This is a genomic window from Bacillus sp. A260 (assembly GCF_009861435.1).
Lineage (GTDB): Bacteria > Bacillota > Bacilli > Bacillales > Bacillaceae_G > Bacillus_A > Bacillus_A cereus.
Genome location: NZ_CP046398.1, coordinates 2,475,395 through 2,491,598 on the forward strand (window position 1 = coordinate 2,475,395; position 16,204 = coordinate 2,491,598).

A 16,204-nucleotide genomic window follows, 5' to 3' on the forward strand; every position below is an offset into this window, starting at 1 on the left:
ATATGGATATAAAAGAAGAGATACGAAAATAATTTAAACGGGTTCATGCTTGTTTCTGTTTTGAAAAATATTTTAGTTAACGAGGAACCCTTTATTTATTAAATAAGGGGTTTTTGTAATTCTGCACAATTACATATAATTATATGGATTTTTAAATTAAAAAACATTACTATATAATTGTAAATTTTAATTATTACTTCATATGAAAGGATGTGTTAACAATTTGTATATGATCAACGGTAGTTTGTTTATTATTTTAGGGGTTATTTGTTATTTAATTGTACGTGGAATATTAATTGGTACCAAAAATAAAAAACATGTGATTTGGTGGAAAGAAATAGTAAGTTTTTTATTCGTGGTTTACATTTGTATGGTTGTTGCAGTAACTTTATTCCCTTTACCAATCGGTTTTCCTTCTAATATTGAAAATCTGAATCGCTCGGTCAATATAATTCCATTTGCATCAATTATTAAAGACATCAATCAAATTGGTAGTGCTTATGATGGGGATGCCCTATTTATGATTGGTCTAATTGTAAGAAATGTAGGCGGGAATATTTTATTATTAATGCCTTTAGGATTTTTAGCACCAATTTTATGGGATAAATATAAAAAGTTCAAAAATACTATTTTATTAGGATTTACTATATCAGTTAGTATTGAATTGCTACAATTAATTCAGTCTTTATTTAGTGGAGTGGGACGTATTACTGATATTGATGATGTTATCTGTAATGTTATAGGTTCTATTATTGGATATTCTATTTATAATATCTTTTTAAAAGCCATTAATAAATTTAACATTCGAGTGTTGGGTAAAACTAATTCTAAAGGTGTGGAATTAGTTGATAAATAGGAGTTTAAACGAGTTATTAAAGGCGTACGAGTAAAAAGTACGTCTTTTTATTTTTATAAATAATGCTTAAGGCTGATGAGAAATCACATTTTCCATCTTACACTTGAAAGTAGCTATCGTATTTCAAGTATGGAATGAAAAGAGGAGAATATAATTTTTAAAGATAAACAAGTTTATAGGAGGATTCTAAATGGATATTTTACTTGTTGTTCTTATTATTGTTTTGATGCAAAATAAAGAACGAAAAGTGAAAATAAACCGTATTTGGCTCATTTCGGCTTTGTTGTGCTTTGTAACAATCCAGTCCATTATTCATATGGGACAAATAACATCCCTTGTTTAACATTGCTAAGAACGGTAATACTAATTAACATTGAACTTTTACAACAAGGGATGATAATATGATATACATTTACACAGACTTCGGCGGTACTCATACAACTTCACTTGCTGCAGCGTATCATTTAAATAAATTACCAACGGATCGTAAGTTAACGAAAGAAGAAATTTTGAATGTAGATTACTTTAATAAATTGAAAACAGAAGATATGGGAAAAATTATTTTTCATGGAATCGATGAACATGGTCATCCTGTATATACGATTGGATGTGGCGCATCAAAAGTTGTTGTACCAGCGATGAAGCATTTAGGAGAAATCTTGCAAAAACATTATCAAAGCCATGAAAAGATTATATTTTCTAACACATCACCAACAGTGCCTTTACCAATGACTTTCGGTGGGCTGTTTTCTAGAAGGTTCCATATTGATTTTATTGGCGTACCTTTACTCGTATGGGGAGCAAAAATTTGCTGTGATAATATACAAAGGCTTGTTAGTTATACAAAAGAAGCTGGACGATTAACGAATGATTATGTAGTAATTTTAGATAATGAAACTTTTAAATAGTATATGATAAGAAGAAAATCGAGCAAATTCCTTGATTTTCTTTTTTATTTGTGAAATAGACAAGAAATAGTCACAATTAATATGCATCTACTATAGCCAAAACAATAAAGTCCTGTTACTATTACAGGGATATTCTCTTTTCGTAACATAAATATATAGAAAAGTCAGAAAAGAGGAATTGAATTAAGGGAGGAACAACATGAAGCGTGTTGCTTGGATTACTGATAGTACAACTGCGAGTTTTAAAACAGAAGGAGATAACTTTGTTATCCCAATTGAAGTTATTATTGATGGTGTGTCGTACAAAGATTGTGAAGAAGGTGTGCGTGAGCGCGTTTATAATGCTTTGAATGAAGGTAAAACTGTCACTACATCACAGCCTAACATAGGGGAAATGGTAGATTTATTTTCGAAATGCAAAGAAGAATATGAAGAGGGATTTGCAGTTGCTATTAGCGGAAAAGTAAGTGGAACCTATCAAAATATGAAGCTAGCTGCAGAAATGGCAGGTTTTCCATTAACGGTATTAGACAGTGAAACAACAAGTTATCCAATGGATGAACTAATTAGAAAAGCGAAATCGTTATACAATGATGGTATGACTTTACAAGATATACACAAAACATTAGTAGATGAAAAAAGAAGACCTTTCCACGTATTCCCGAAAAGTTTAAAAGGCCTTTATGCAAGTGGTCGTGTAAAGGGCATTCAATTTTTACTTGGAAGTTTATTAAGTGTTAACTTAATATTAGAAGTAAAAGGTGGAGAGCTTTTACTTGAAAAGAAAGTTCGTAAAATCCAAAAATGTCGAGAATATATTAAAAATGAACTTGAAAAAGAATTACCAAAAGTACTTCATATGTTCCATGCTAATGATAAAGATGGAGCCGAGGAATGGATTGCAGATATTAGACAAGCATTCCCTGAAATGGATTTCAAATTATATCCATTACCAATTTCATTTGCGGTTCATGCAGGTGAAGGTACAATTGCAATTAGTTATTAAAGTAAAACCCGTGAATTATTCACGGGTTTTTTATTTAATTAAAACAAAACGGGATCTCGACATATCTCCATCGAACTTAGTAATATTGCATTTTTAAACCATTGCTCAGCTAACCCTATGCAAATTTACAATTTTTAATGTCAACACTTCAAACTTGACATACTTATTGAGAAAGAGTGAGAATGAAAATATAACACTTATCCGATACATTCAGGGGTTATTAGTATTGGATTTATTTTTAAGGGGGATGTTTAATGAAATCAGAAATAATTATCAGAAATTTCTTTAAAGAAGTGCGTTCAGGGAGTAATCCGGATTTTTCAAATCGATATATGGCAGATAAAGTATTGGCACATCAAGTTATATCTGAAGAGGAACAAACAGTATATAGATCGCCAAAAGATTACGCTGAGCATGTAAGAGAGATGGTTGAAGTATATGGGAATTTCTCTTTAGAAATTCAAGAATTATTAGTACAAGATAGTAAAGTATATGTACGCTGGAAACAAGTAGGTACACACATAGGAGAAATAGATGGGTATGAACCTACAGGTCTCCCTATAATTCAAATAGCAAGTGCAGTGTATAGAATAGAAAACGGGAAAATTTCAGAGTATTGGCTTCAAATTGATAGATCAGGAATTCAAAATCAATTAGAATACAATAAAAATATTCAATAAATTATCTTTAAGAATAATAGGAAAAAGCATAAAAACAAGATTTTTAAAACGATTATTTCTGTTACATAAAGGATACAAATCAATGTACTTTTTTACTGAAAGATTCATTCAAATTAATAAAAAGAGAGCTTGTTTTAATAAATCTTTTAAAATATGCTCTCTTTTATTGTTTCTATGTGTACTGACATCAGTTTGATGTAACATTATTATACAGTAACAAGAAATATAGGCATCTGTTTATGAACCAAAAAAAATAGCGACAATGGTTCATATGGTTTAAATTCGGTATTTGCTAGTTAATAATGAAAATAATAGAATCAATTTGTAATGTCTATTTCGTTTTGCACTGTAAATCATTCATATTAAGTAATAGAATTGTAGAAATATATAATAGAATATTCGCACTAATATTTATACAGCTTCAATCTATTTACATATAAGGTTATTAGGATTATATTGAAAATGAAAGAGAAAACAATAGATGGAAGGGGATGTTTTTTATGTTTAAAAAAGCAGCACTAGGGATTTCATCGTTAGCAATTACAGCGTTCGTCGGATTAGGAATGGCAACAGAAGCTTCAGCTGGACCAGCAGCACCACTTACTTCACTAAACGTCGTACAAGTAGAGTCTGAGCTAGGCGGGGTAGAAACAATTAATCAGAACAGCTTCAGCACAACGCGTAACCACGGGGGAAAATACTTATATATTACAACGAAAGAAATGGGCTATGGCCAAAACCCATTTGCTAAAATGAATGGTTCTAATGTAAAAAGTATTGATTCCACTATAATTGGCGGAAGACCAATCGTTGGCTGGTATTATAAATGGGATGCTTCTGGACACCAACAAGGAACGTTTGAGTACCAAAAGACATCTATAAATTCACCATTTAATACAATGCGTACATCAATTTATATCCAATAATTTTGAAAGCTTTCGCACATATAAAATAGTCAAAGAAAAGGCACTCTTAGGAGTGCCTTTTCTTTGACTTGAATCACGTCCATCTATATTTACAATCCCGATTTCATAGCAAGAACACTTCCCATAAAACAATATCCTAAACGTCTATGAAATTAATATGAACGGGTAGTATTAGTCCTCTACAGTTAAAGTACGTAACCTTACATATTCCAAGCCAATGAAAAAGGAAAAAAACTGTCGTACTTACGCCACAGTTTTTAATTTATCCATGAACTCATAGTTTAATTTTAAGTTTTTTAGATATATAGACATAACCGTACTACCTGCTACTCTTTTTTAAAATTCAAGATTAAAAAGAGTAGCTAAACTTAAATAAGCTTAGCTTGATGGATATGTGGCGGAACTCTAAAATTAATTACATCTTTTTCATAATATAAACAATTTTATATAGGGAGATGAAAGGATTTTTTGAAATAATAAAGAAGTATGTATAAACAAATATATAAATGGTAGTGATTAGGATGAAAATCAGTAAGTTTGCAGAAGTAAATAATGTAAGTGTAGATACGATTAGACATTATATGGATCTCGGACTCGTTATTCCTGAGAAAAAAGGAAGTCACTATTTTTTTGACGAGTATTGTCAAAAGGATATAGAACTTATATTAGAGTACAAATGGATAGGGTTTAGCTTGAATGAAATTAAAGAACTGTTTCTTTATAAAAATTTAGGGAAATCCTTAGACTATGAAAAGGATATTTTTTATCAATCTTTATTTAAAGTAAAATATGAAAAGATTGAACAAGAGATAAAAACCTTAAAGGAACGAAAAGATAAATTAAAGAAAACGTTAAATAATTTATCTATAGAAACTGAAATTTCGAGTTCAATTTTAGGGGTAGATTTAAAAGTACTTCATTTATTTAAATGTGTTAAGTGTAACGGAAATTTAATTCTTGAAGATGGCATTATTAATAAAAATCAAATTGTTGAGGGGAAATTAATTTGTAATTGTGGTGAAGAATACGCGATTACTTCCGGAGTTTTAACAGCTGGAAAATTATTTGAGGTGTATAAGAGGAAATCACTTGAAGATTCTATTTCAGATTATATCCATGAAACGGATACTGCTTTTTTGGAAAATGTTCAAAGAGGAGGAGAATGGGCGAAAAAGAAACTAATGCAATTAGATTTAAATGAAAAAATACTACTTGATTTAGGGTCTGGTATTGGGTTCTTTTTACGAAATATTTATGAAGAACTACCGGAAGAGTGTTTATATATTGCTGTTGATCGAGATTTGAATAAACTTTTACTTTTAAAAGATGTAATTGAGAGAAGAAATTTGAAAAGAAATATTGTATTTATCTGTGCTGACTTTCTAAACATTCCTATTCAGAATTATTCTGCTGATATTGTAATTGATCAATCAGGTACAAGTAATTATAGTTTTGAACATGAGGAGTTTTTATTACGCGAATTAAATTACCTTTTTAAACCTAGTTGTTATTTATTAAGTTCATTTATTTTATTTAATAAATTCAGCATAAATAGCCAAATTGCACCTAGACTCCGAGAGAATTTTACATCTGCAAAAGTAACGAAAGAAATCCAAAATTTACAGTTTCAATCGATTGATGAAAGTACTTCAAATTATTTAAAACGAGGTGGAAAGTACGAGGATTTCTTTGTTCAGGGAGAAGAAATTTATACATATTCATTTTTCGGAAAAAGATGGGGTTAACTCCATCTTTTATTTATTTTCCCTTAAAACTTTTCAAATAGTACATATTGCTATTGGGTTGACCCAAGAACTTACAATGTACGTAACACAAAGTTAGGTAGGGGGAAAAGTGATGGGAAGTTTACGATTACATATAGAAAATAAAAAAAGAAACCAAGAACTAAGAAATATGTGTCTCTATTCATTCGGGAAAACAGTATCAATATTTGGTAGCTCTATTTATAGTTTTGCATTAGGATTATATGTTTTACATATAACCGGATCAGCATTAAATTTTGCCATTACGCTTATTTTAGGAACTATTCCGATGATTGTTATGAATCCATTTTCCGGTGTCATTGCTGATAAGGTTGATAAAAAGAAACTGGTTATTTGTATGGATTTACTAAGCGGATGCTTATTAATAACTGTTTATATATTAAGCAGCTATTATGGATTAAACTTATTCATCATTTATACTACTACCTTTCTTATGACAGTATTCACAACTTTTTTTGGAATAGGTTTAGAGGCCGTAAAACCGAATATGGTCACTAAAGAGCGGTTAATGAGTATTAACTCTATAAGTAAAATTATCGATTCTATATCTTTAATTCTAGGTCCTATGTTAGGTGGTATTGTTTTTGCAGTCTTTGATATTAAAATTTTTATAATTATAAACGGTATTTCATTTATCCTTTCGGCTATTTCCATATTATTTATTAACTTTAAATTGTTTGAGCAAAACATAAATGAGGAATGTTCAATTAGAAAAATTAATTTTATTGAAGATATAAAGGAGGGATACTCTTACTTAATGGAGCGGAAAAGCTTAAAAAATACGTTCAGTATTTTAATTTCACTTAATTTCTTCTTAGGGTTTGCTGTAACTGTTCCATTGCCATACATTATTAATACAGTTCTCGATCTTGGTTCTAAACAATTTGGTATGATTCAAGGGACTTTTCCAGTAGGCATGATAATTGGTGCGATTTTAGTAAAAAAGATAACCGATCGTTTTTCTTACGCTTATCTTTTGAAAAAGTTAAGCTTTATGTTGGCGGTTTTTATGATTATTTCAGGAATTCCAGTTTTATTCAAAAGTTTTGAGGTAAATGATTTTGTATACGTTATTACCTATTGTGTTGTTATGTTCTTTTTAGGACTAATTATAGTGCTTATTGATATACCTATAGCTTATTTCATGCAAAAAGAGATTCCTGATGAATATAGAGGGAGGGTTCTCAGCATTGGATTAAGTATAAGTAAAATGATGCTTCCTATAGCAATGGCGCTATCCGGTCTATTATTAAATTATATTCCAGCCTACATGATTACAATTGTAGGGGGAATCTTATATTTAATAGTAATTAAAGTTTCATCGAATTGTTTCATATTAGAAGTTCATTCGAAAGATTATAGCGCTTAGTGGATCTTAGATTATTTATAGAATGGTTACTGCTACATTTTTCAAGTTAAGAAATGCAAATACTATAAAACGAAAAAATGGGCTAATTTCCCATGAACAATTTTGAAAATATTACATATTCGTTTTGGAGAATACTTTAAAATTGTAGGTTGAGGGGATGAATATCGTTCCGAAATACAATAATAAAATTTAACTTTGTTGATTGACCTTCCCCTTACAGGAAGCAGTATATTTAAAATAATTAAATACAGGAGGTGAGTATTATGCTTTCAATTGGAGAGTTTTCAAAAATATCTCATCTTACAATGAAGACGCTGCGCTATTATGATGAAATTGGGCTTTTAAAACCAGCTTTCATAGACGCTAAGAATGGCTATCGCTACTATGAGATTTTCCAATTAGAAATAGCTTTATTGATTACACGATTAAAAACTTATTTATTTTCGCTGGAAGAAATTAAGGATATTTTAGAAGATCGGGAGAATACTGAATTGCTTAACTCTAAAATGAAAGGCAAACAAGAAAATCTAACACAGCAGATAACATATTATTCTTCTTTATTAAAAGAATTAAAGCTTGATATTCAACAATTAAATGAAGAGGAAAGTATCATAGGTTACTTAAATCGTATTGAGATTAATCTTGTAAATCACTTAACCTATAATATATTATCTCAGCGAAAACAAATTAATACCGCTGATTTCCTAATACACTTTAATGAGTTGTTTAGTAAAATTTTATTTGAAAATTTATTACCTAGTGCAAAACCACTTGCTATATTCCATAGTTCAGAATATGTACCTGAAAATTATGATGTTGAAATTGCGATTCCCCTTGCAGAAGCCACAAATAAAACAAAAGTGTTTAATCCCGGTCTTTGCGCAATGGCTACGCTTATTGGTTCTTACGAAGAATTACCTTTTATTCATACAAAGCTACATGTTTGGATTGAAGAAAATAACTATAAACTGAATGGAGCTCCGTTTGAAGTTTATAAAACGAATCCTTATAGCACACAGGAGGAGAATAATATCATAGAAGTTTATTTTCCTATAAAATGAATAAAGGAAGGAGCGTATCACAATGTATGGTATAAACCGGCCAACAATAAAAGAAAAAATATTAATTTTAGTTACTGAGCTTATTTATCTAATCATTGCGTATTACTTACTTTTCATTACTTATTTCAAACCAGGCATTTCAATAGGGCTGTTTATAGCTTTGATTATCACCGCTTTACGATTAACGGCTATGATGTTTATATGGTTGCCTAGAGGGATTTCATGGCAAGAAGCCATTATGAACAGTATTGCTTTTGGAATTTATTATTTAGGTTTTCCAATCTTAATGATTACTAGTAATCAGGATCCTAATTTAATATTACTTACAATAGGTTGGATATTGTTTTTAGGAGGAAGTATGTTAAACACAGTTTCAGAGCTACTTAGAAAATCCTTTAAAGACAATCCTGTAAATCAAGGTAAGCTATATACAGGTGGTTTATTTAAATATGCGATTCATATTAATTATCTGGGGGATTGCCTTTGGGTGTTAGGTTTAGCATTTATCGCTAGCAATATTTATAGTTTATTTATACCTCTAGGCCTGTTCTTTGTATTCGTTTTTGAATATATTCCAAAATCTGATGGTTACTTACAGAAAAAGTATGGAGAACAATTTACAGTCTATAAACAGAAAACAAAAAAATTAATACCGTTTATTTGGTAAATCAGTTTCATAAATTATAAAAAGCGCAGGATCAGCATCCTGCGCTTTTCTATCGTAATTCAGCGGTTTTTCTAATGACAATCTTATCAATATCATCTTCTTCATCACCAATAAATAATCCGCGTTCTTTTAAATATGCTTCAAAATATAAATCTGCTTCAGCGCGTTCGTCATATGGCTTTACAGAGAGAACGAAACCTAATTTGTTTTGTTCTTCTAAGTGAGAAGTGGAGATGTAAGCCGGTACATTATGGCGTAAAAAGAGTTCTTTAACTGGAATAATCATATCTTTCATTAATTTCGTTAGCATACCCATTTCAAACTCGAAATTAAAGCGATCTATACTAGATAAATCAGCGAATACTACACCGATAAAACCTGTATTAAATACTTCTTGATATTCTACATCTTCATCATGGCCGCCATAAAAATTCTTTTCGATTAAATAATTTACAAAATAAGCAACGCCATCACTTTGTTCAAATGGTTTCGTTGAAAGAACAAAACCAATTTTCTTTTGTTTATGTAAATACACACATGACATGTATGCTGAAATGTTATGTTCTTTAAATAAAGCACTTGTTGCTCCAGAGAGACCATCTAATACGTGATGAACAATTTGAAGTTTTTTACGAGCGAAATAATAGGATTTCTTTTGTAACTCCAATGTATCAATAAAGACAGAGCCGATAAAGCCTGTATTTGAAATAATAGGTGCTTGCTTTTTTCTTCCTCTGCGCTTTAATGGAGCCATTGTTAAAATCATCCCTTCATGTACGTTTAAAATAAAAAGAACGTTTGTTCGTATATTTACATTTTACTATTAAAACGCTATAAAGTAAAGGGTTTTTGATGAAAATATAACAAAAAAGACACCTTATAAAAGGTGCCTTAAACGCTGTAAGGGATAGGGTTTACCCTAACTATTTATATTATGATACAGAAACAATCTCTTCTGTATCTTCTACATCTAAATGACAGTCCATAGTACGAACATCTTGATCTTCATGACTTCCGAAATAAATAGTAATTTTCATATGTATCGCTCCTTTATTCTAGGAATACCTAAAATAATTACTAGTAATGTTAATATTTATTATATACCACTTTTTTCATTCCGACAACGTTATATCATTTTTAATTATTTTAAACTATAGAGCACAATTTAAAGAGGTACTTTTTATAGAAAATGGTAAATTTCTAATATGTTATATTTAATATAGAAAAATTCGAGTGTTACTTTTTATGAAAAGGAGAACTATTGATGAATTATAAACAACTACTACTAGAAAACTTTGCATTTAAAACTTCATATGTTGCGCAATTTGTGCCCGGAATGAGTATAAAAAAAACGAAAGATTATATTGCTGTTGATTGTGGATTACCTGCCGATACATTTAATATCATTACTCTACTGAACAATAATTTAACGGAAGGGGTCGAGAAATTATATAAGGAGGTAGAATACTATAATCAAAAGAAATTTCCAATGAGTGTTTGGTTATGGGATGAGGAGCAAGAGCGGGATATAAAAAGTGAGTTAATTAAAATCGGTTTAAAAGAAGTGGAACAGAATATTGCGATGGTAGCAGACTTAAAAACAATTTCCCCAACAATAAACATGCCAGTAAGTTTTACTATTCAACAAGCATCTTCACCTGGACAAATAAATAAATTTGGAGAAACGTTAGCTGATCTATTCGGTACATCAGAAGAAGGTATACATGTACAAGCATTCTATAATCAAATTTCTAATCTTGATATATGTAACAGTGAGAATCTGAAATTATTTTTAGGGTTATATGAAGGTGAAGTCGTAACTGTTGGTTCATTGATATGTTCAAAAGATAGTATTGGTATTTATGACATAGCAACGAAAGAAGGAATGAGAGGACGAGGGTTCGGATCTGCTATGTTCAATTTCCTGCTGCAAGAAGCACATAAATTTAAAAATACGTATTGTGTATTACAAGCTTCACCCGATGGAATCAATATTTATAAAAAATCGGGATTTCAAGATATCGGCAAAATGACTGTATTGGAAAATCGACATTTAATTGAGTAAATCATTCAAGTTAAATCGTCTTTATATAGGAGCTTATAAATCGTTATGAAAAAGATATATCTCGTTACAATAATTTGTGCATTTATAGTAATAAGTATCTTTGTTTTTCAGAAAATAAATGAACATAAGTATACTAAAGCTATGAATCAATCAAATCATATAAAAAATATCGCACATAGAGGTGCTTCTGCGTTCGCGCCTGAACATACAATAGCAGCATATCGATTAGGCCAACAAATGAATGGAGATTATATAGAAATTGATCTCCAAATGACAAAAGATGGACATTTAGTGGCTATGCATGACGAAACCTTAAACCGTACAACAAATGGTACAGGGCTAGTGAAAGAGCATACATTAGAAGAAGTAAAGCAACTAAATGCAGGTTCTTTTTTTAATGAAAAATATCCGAACTTAGCAAAGAAAGAATTTGAAAATGTTAAAGTCCCAACATTAACAGAAATTATTAAAACGTTTGGGCATAATGCGAACTATTATATCGAAACAAAATCACCTAATGAATATCCAGGAATGGAAGAAAAATTATTAGAAATTATTAATCATTATGAAATACAGGATAAAGTTATTATTCAATCGTTTAGTGAAGAAAGTCTACAAAAGATTCATGGCTTAAATAGTAATATATCCTTAGTACAATTATTACCTTATAAAAAAGCAGTTCAATTAACAGAATTAGAGATAGAAAAGTATAAAACGTACTGCATAGGTCTTGGTATGAATTACAAATATATTGATTCAGATTATGTAAAGAAAATAAAGAAAAGCGGATTAGAAGTTCATCCATTTACAGTAGATAATGAAAAAGATATGAAAAAGTTACTTTCATGGGGAGTCGATGGGATGTTTACTAATTATCCGGATCGTTTACATTCAATATTATTGGATTTGAAAAGTCATGAATAAGAAGTGTTATTCATAAAGGAAAAATTTACAAAACCTGCATATTAGGATTATCAATGCAAGAAGGCATGTAGCATATAAAAAGAAAATACCAAAAACCGCAACTTGAAGACTTAGGTTGTGGTTTTTTTATTGCTTCGATTTCAACTTACAAAGTTTGAAGCTAGAAGTGAAAACCTTTTTAGCTGAATTGGCTTCCTATGTATTTGTACTTCGTATCGTTCTAGGTATATGTACAACCCGTGAGACGAGTTTTGCATAGGATAATAGAAAAGGAGATGTTGCATATTGAAATACCACAATAGAAATGTAAGTAATCTGAATAAATTAGCGGATAATACGAAAGCTGCAGCTTTTAAGTGGTATCAGTACTGTATCGACAATGGAATTGAAGTATTAATTTATGAAACAATCCGTACAGTCGAGCAACAACGTGAATATGTTCGTAAAGGAGCATCACAAACGATGCGCTCATATCACTTAGTAGGACAGGCATTAGATTTTGTTCCAATTCAGTCGAATGGTACAGAAGATTGGAATGGCTATAATAAAGAACCGTGGGCTTCAGCAATTCGTTATGCTAAACAAATTGGTTTCGAATGGGGCGGTGACTGGAAAGGATTTGTGGATAGCCCGCATTTGCAATATAACTACAAAGGGTATGGAACGGATACTTTTGGAAAAGGTGCTCAAAACGTAGTGACTCCTCCCACGTCGAATGATAATGTAGGGGTTGCTTATATTAACGGTAGTAATGTAAATTTACGAAAAGGACCTGGTACTGGATATGGCGTTATTCGTCAATTAGGGAAAGGAGAGTCCTACAAAGTATTTGGACAAACAAATGGTTGGTTAAATCTAGGTGGCGATCAGTGGGTTTATAACGATCCATCATACATCCGTTATACGGGAGGAAATGTACCAGCAACTTCACAATCATCAAATGATGGTGTAGGTGTAGTTACTATAATCGCGGATGTATTGCGTGTTCGTACCGGCCCTGGAACAAATTACGGCATTGTGAAAAACGTGTATCAAGGTGAAAAATATCAATCGTTTGGATATAAAGATGGTTGGTATAATGTTGGTGGAAATCAATGGGTTTCTGGTGAATATGTTACGTTTGTAAAGTGAAAATAAGAGCCGTCCAGTTGGGCGGCACTTTATTTTAAATATTCATAGGGCGAGCACTTATAATATCATTCGTGATGCATAGAGTATAATTTTTCATTCTAATAATCAGAAAGTAATCAAAATGTAATTAATTTCAACTACGCTTTTTATATTTTTTTGATACACTGGCTACGAGGGGGATACCAATTAAGGTCGGTAAAAACCAAAACCATATTGGCGGAAGTAAATTTATAATGGGAATATGGATGCCGACATTTACTAAAAGTGCGGTGACTGCACCAATATAAGAACCTAACATGCCTCTAATGTGGTGATGGAGCCAATTTTTCCAACGTTTTTTTCGTGCAAGGTATCCATAAATCGCAAATGAATAAGAGAAGATTGCTACATAAAATAAATATGCGATTTTATCCCAGTTGATAATGGATAATATTATTGCCGTAAGGGTAATGACAACATAGGATGCATGATATATTTCGCCCCATTCGGTATGTTTTCCTTTCTTCTTTTGGGCAACCATCGCTACAATACCAGTGATTAAGCATATTGTTCCAAATAGGATGTGTATGGTTAAAAGAATGTTAAAAATGCTCATAATAATTCCTCCTTTTTTATTTTTATAGTATTGCAGTATAGGAGAAAAGTTGAAAAATATAGTTAGTTCGGCTTAATATATTGAAATAAAGGTACTCCTAGAACAAAACCCAATGATTTAAATATTTAGTGAGATGATTATTATGTTAAATGAAGGAGAGACTTCTATGTTTACATCTATTACATATTTACAATCTGGCAATGAGAAACAACAAAAAATATATGATGTTTTGAATAGCCTAAACATAATGGAGGATTTAGCTTTATATAATCCCGTTCTTTGCGGGACAATCCCTATAAGAATTGATACTCCTCAATCTGACTTAGATATTGTAATGGAAGTATATAATTTTGATGTTTTTGAGCAGGAAATGAGATCTTTATATGGTTCTTATGGAGGGTTCAACATAAAAAAGAAAAAAATTAAAGGTACTGAATCGATAAAGGTGAATTTTGAATTCGAAGGTTTTGAATTTGAATTATTTGCTCAACCGAAGCCAGTGCGTAATCAAAATGCATATAGACACATGATAGTGGAGCACATGCTATTAATGCAGCATCCCCATATAAGGGAAGAAGTTATTCGCTTAAAGGAACAAGGTTTAAAAACAGAACCTGCTTTTGCTCAAGTATTAAATATTGACGGAGATCCTTATGAAGAGCTTATTTTATTAGGGCAGGAAATGAAATTGTGGTAAATAAGATACATAAAAAAATCCTCCAAAAACAAAAGAGGATTTTTTTTATGCCGTTAACTTCCGAATTAATTCACTGAGCAATTTAATTCCGTTAGTCATTTGTTCTGGAGTAGCATATCCATATGATAAACGAATGTACTGATCTGATTCTTCTTCATAAATACGTCCCGGATTTAAAAGAATTCCTTTTGATAGTGCCTCTGAAAATAGTTTTTTCATCGGAATGTTATGTATAACCTTTAGCCATATAAAAAATCCACCACTAGGAATATCCCATGATGCAATATCTGCACAATATTTATTTAAAGCTCGTATCATTATTTGTCTTCGTTCTTTCAGGTGCATTCTTACGTTTGCTACATGTTCTTCATAAAAACCTTCATTTATCCATTCAGCAGCTACTCTTTGAGATAAAGAGCTGGATCCATAGTCTGTTTGCATTTTTATATCTGACAATCTATCAATAACAGGTTCTGGTCCAATTATCCATCCAATTCTAAGTCCTGGGCTAAGTGTTTTAGAGAGACTACCAATATATAATACATGTCCATGTTTATCCATCGACTTTAAAGGAGCTGGAGGTGATTCATCAAGCCATAACTCTCGGTATATATCATCCTCGATGATAGGCAATTGCTCTTTTTCACATATTTTTAATATTTCTTTTCTTCGCTCTTTGGACATCAATATCCCCGTTGGATTTTGAAAACAAGGGATTGAATATAAAATATTATTCTTTTGACTATATTTAATTCGTTTTAATAAGTCGTTAGGTAAAATACCGTGATGATCCATTGATATACCGGATAAATTTATATTTGCTGATTGAAAAACATGAAGTGAATATAAGTAAGAAGGTTGTTCAAGTAAAACAGTTGATTTTCTATGTAAAAGACCCATCGATATTAATTGTAATGCTTGGAGTGCACCAGAGACTATTAATATAGAATCCGGTGATGCATGTATTCCAAATGATCTTACATATTTGCTTATTGCTTCACGTAACGGATAAATACCTTTTTGTTCTTCGTATCCGAAATAATCTAATTCCTCACTGACGTTTTTTATTATAGATTGCATAGTTTCGAGCGGGAAAAGATGAGGTGCAAGTTCACCTTTACTAAGATGGATAAGCGTTTTATTTGCTTCTGCTTCATTTATTTCTCGCACCATTAACTTACTTGGTTTATGAATACCGGCTTTTACATATTCACTCCAATCGGGCGGAGGATTAGTTGCTAATAATGACCATGTATTATTCATTACAATTGTTCCTGCTCCGATTTGTCCTTGAATTAAACCATCTGCTATAAGTTCATCTAGCGCAGTAATTACAGTACTTCGATTTACATGAAATAATTTTGCTAACTGCCGCTGACTAGGGATTTTACTTCCAATTGGCCATTCTCCGTTTTCAATTTTTTCTTTCATATAGTCTATTATCTGCTGATATTTGGGCACTTTTTTATCGGTCGTCATATAAAAAACTCCTTCGTTTATTTAAAAGATTCAAAGTGGTTGGTTTTTCCGATAAA

The 16,204-nt window shown here is 31.1% G+C and carries 17 protein-coding genes; 14 read left to right on the forward strand and 3 right to left on the reverse strand.

What is annotated here, in order from left to right:
* Nucleotides 1-223 precede the first annotated feature (223 nt).
* The 10 genes from GD442_RS12445 (at nt 224) to GD442_RS12485 (ending at nt 9,257) form a co-directional block, all read left to right on the forward strand.
* Nucleotides 224-856, forward strand: a complete 633-nt coding sequence (locus tag GD442_RS12445) for a VanZ family protein (RefSeq protein WP_000281842.1) — start codon at nt 224-226, stop codon at nt 854-856.
* 190 nt (nt 857-1,046) lie between these two features.
* Entirely contained in the window at nt 1,047-1,199 is a 153-nt protein-coding gene (locus GD442_RS27750; protein WP_002041216.1) for a hypothetical protein, read from the forward strand.
* Between the two features lie 58 nt (nt 1,200-1,257).
* A complete protein-coding gene (locus GD442_RS12450; protein WP_000639421.1) occupies nt 1,258-1,764 on the forward strand; it encodes a DUF3189 family protein in 507 nt (168 codons plus the stop codon).
* 199 nt (nt 1,765-1,963) lie between these two features.
* Entirely contained in the window at nt 1,964-2,770 is an 807-nt protein-coding gene (locus GD442_RS12455) for a DegV family protein (RefSeq protein WP_000831929.1), read from the forward strand.
* A gap of 254 nt (nt 2,771-3,024) precedes the next feature.
* Nucleotides 3,025-3,450: an ester cyclase gene (locus tag GD442_RS12460; RefSeq protein WP_000834230.1), complete on the forward strand. Its 426-nt coding sequence runs from the start codon at nt 3,025-3,027 to the stop codon at nt 3,448-3,450.
* A 500-nt stretch (nt 3,451-3,950) separates the two neighbouring features.
* Nucleotides 3,951-4,376 (forward strand): DUF4879 domain-containing protein, encoded by a 426-nt coding sequence (locus tag GD442_RS12465; protein WP_000472919.1) that lies wholly within the window; start codon nt 3,951-3,953, stop codon nt 4,374-4,376.
* A gap of 521 nt (nt 4,377-4,897) precedes the next feature.
* The gene (locus GD442_RS12470; RefSeq protein WP_000703279.1) at nt 4,898-6,121 is read left to right on the forward strand and encodes a MerR family transcriptional regulator; all 1,224 of its coding nucleotides are present in this window, start codon (nt 4,898-4,900) and stop codon (nt 6,119-6,121) included.
* 112 nt (nt 6,122-6,233) lie between these two features.
* A complete protein-coding gene (locus GD442_RS12475; RefSeq protein ID WP_000535175.1) occupies nt 6,234-7,529 on the forward strand; it encodes an MFS transporter in 1,296 nt (431 codons plus the stop codon).
* A 263-nt stretch (nt 7,530-7,792) separates the two neighbouring features.
* Entirely contained in the window at nt 7,793-8,590 is a 798-nt protein-coding gene (locus GD442_RS12480) for a MerR family transcriptional regulator (protein WP_000948767.1), read from the forward strand.
* Nucleotides 8,591-8,612: 22 nt separating this feature from the next.
* Nucleotides 8,613-9,257, forward strand: coding sequence for a methyltransferase family protein (locus GD442_RS12485; protein WP_000274259.1), 645 nt, complete (start codon nt 8,613-8,615; stop codon nt 9,255-9,257).
* A 49-nt stretch (nt 9,258-9,306) separates the two neighbouring features.
* On the opposite strand, the gene GD442_RS12490 is transcribed toward GD442_RS12485, so the two are convergent.
* Nucleotides 9,307-10,011, reverse strand: coding sequence for a hypothetical protein (locus GD442_RS12490; RefSeq protein ID WP_000035355.1), 705 nt, complete (start codon nt 10,009-10,011; stop codon nt 9,307-9,309).
* A gap of 510 nt (nt 10,012-10,521) precedes the next feature.
* On the opposite strand from GD442_RS12490, the gene GD442_RS12495 reads away from it, so the two are divergent.
* From GD442_RS12495 to GD442_RS12505, 3 genes are all read left to right on the forward strand, one after another.
* Nucleotides 10,522-11,322, forward strand: a complete 801-nt coding sequence (locus tag GD442_RS12495) for a GNAT family N-acetyltransferase (protein ID WP_001107097.1) — start codon at nt 10,522-10,524, stop codon at nt 11,320-11,322.
* Nucleotides 11,323-11,367: 45 nt separating this feature from the next.
* Nucleotides 11,368-12,246, forward strand: coding sequence for a glycerophosphodiester phosphodiesterase (locus GD442_RS12500; RefSeq protein WP_000725659.1), 879 nt, complete (start codon nt 11,368-11,370; stop codon nt 12,244-12,246).
* Nucleotides 12,247-12,531: 285 nt separating this feature from the next.
* Nucleotides 12,532-13,377 (forward strand): SH3 domain-containing protein, encoded by an 846-nt coding sequence (locus GD442_RS12505; protein ID WP_000873738.1) that lies wholly within the window; start codon nt 12,532-12,534, stop codon nt 13,375-13,377.
* A 133-nt stretch (nt 13,378-13,510) separates the two neighbouring features.
* Here GD442_RS12505 and GD442_RS12510 read toward each other — a convergent pair whose 3' ends face one another.
* A complete protein-coding gene (locus GD442_RS12510; protein WP_000021744.1) occupies nt 13,511-13,972 on the reverse strand; it encodes a DUF2306 domain-containing protein in 462 nt (153 codons plus the stop codon).
* Between the two features lie 166 nt (nt 13,973-14,138).
* Here GD442_RS12510 and GD442_RS12515 point away from each other — a divergent pair, with 166 nt between their 5' ends.
* Nucleotides 14,139-14,669 carry a DUF4269 domain-containing protein gene (locus tag GD442_RS12515; protein WP_000495197.1) on the forward strand — a complete coding sequence of 177 codons (531 nt, stop codon included), beginning with the start codon at nt 14,139-14,141 and terminating at the stop codon, nt 14,667-14,669.
* A gap of 45 nt (nt 14,670-14,714) precedes the next feature.
* Here the strand turns inward: GD442_RS12515 and norG are convergent, their stop codons facing one another.
* Nucleotides 14,715-16,148: an efflux pump transcription regulator NorG gene (gene norG, locus GD442_RS12520; protein WP_086408047.1), complete on the reverse strand. Its 1,434-nt coding sequence runs from the start codon at nt 16,146-16,148 to the stop codon at nt 14,715-14,717.
* Nucleotides 16,149-16,204: the final 56 nt, after the last annotated feature.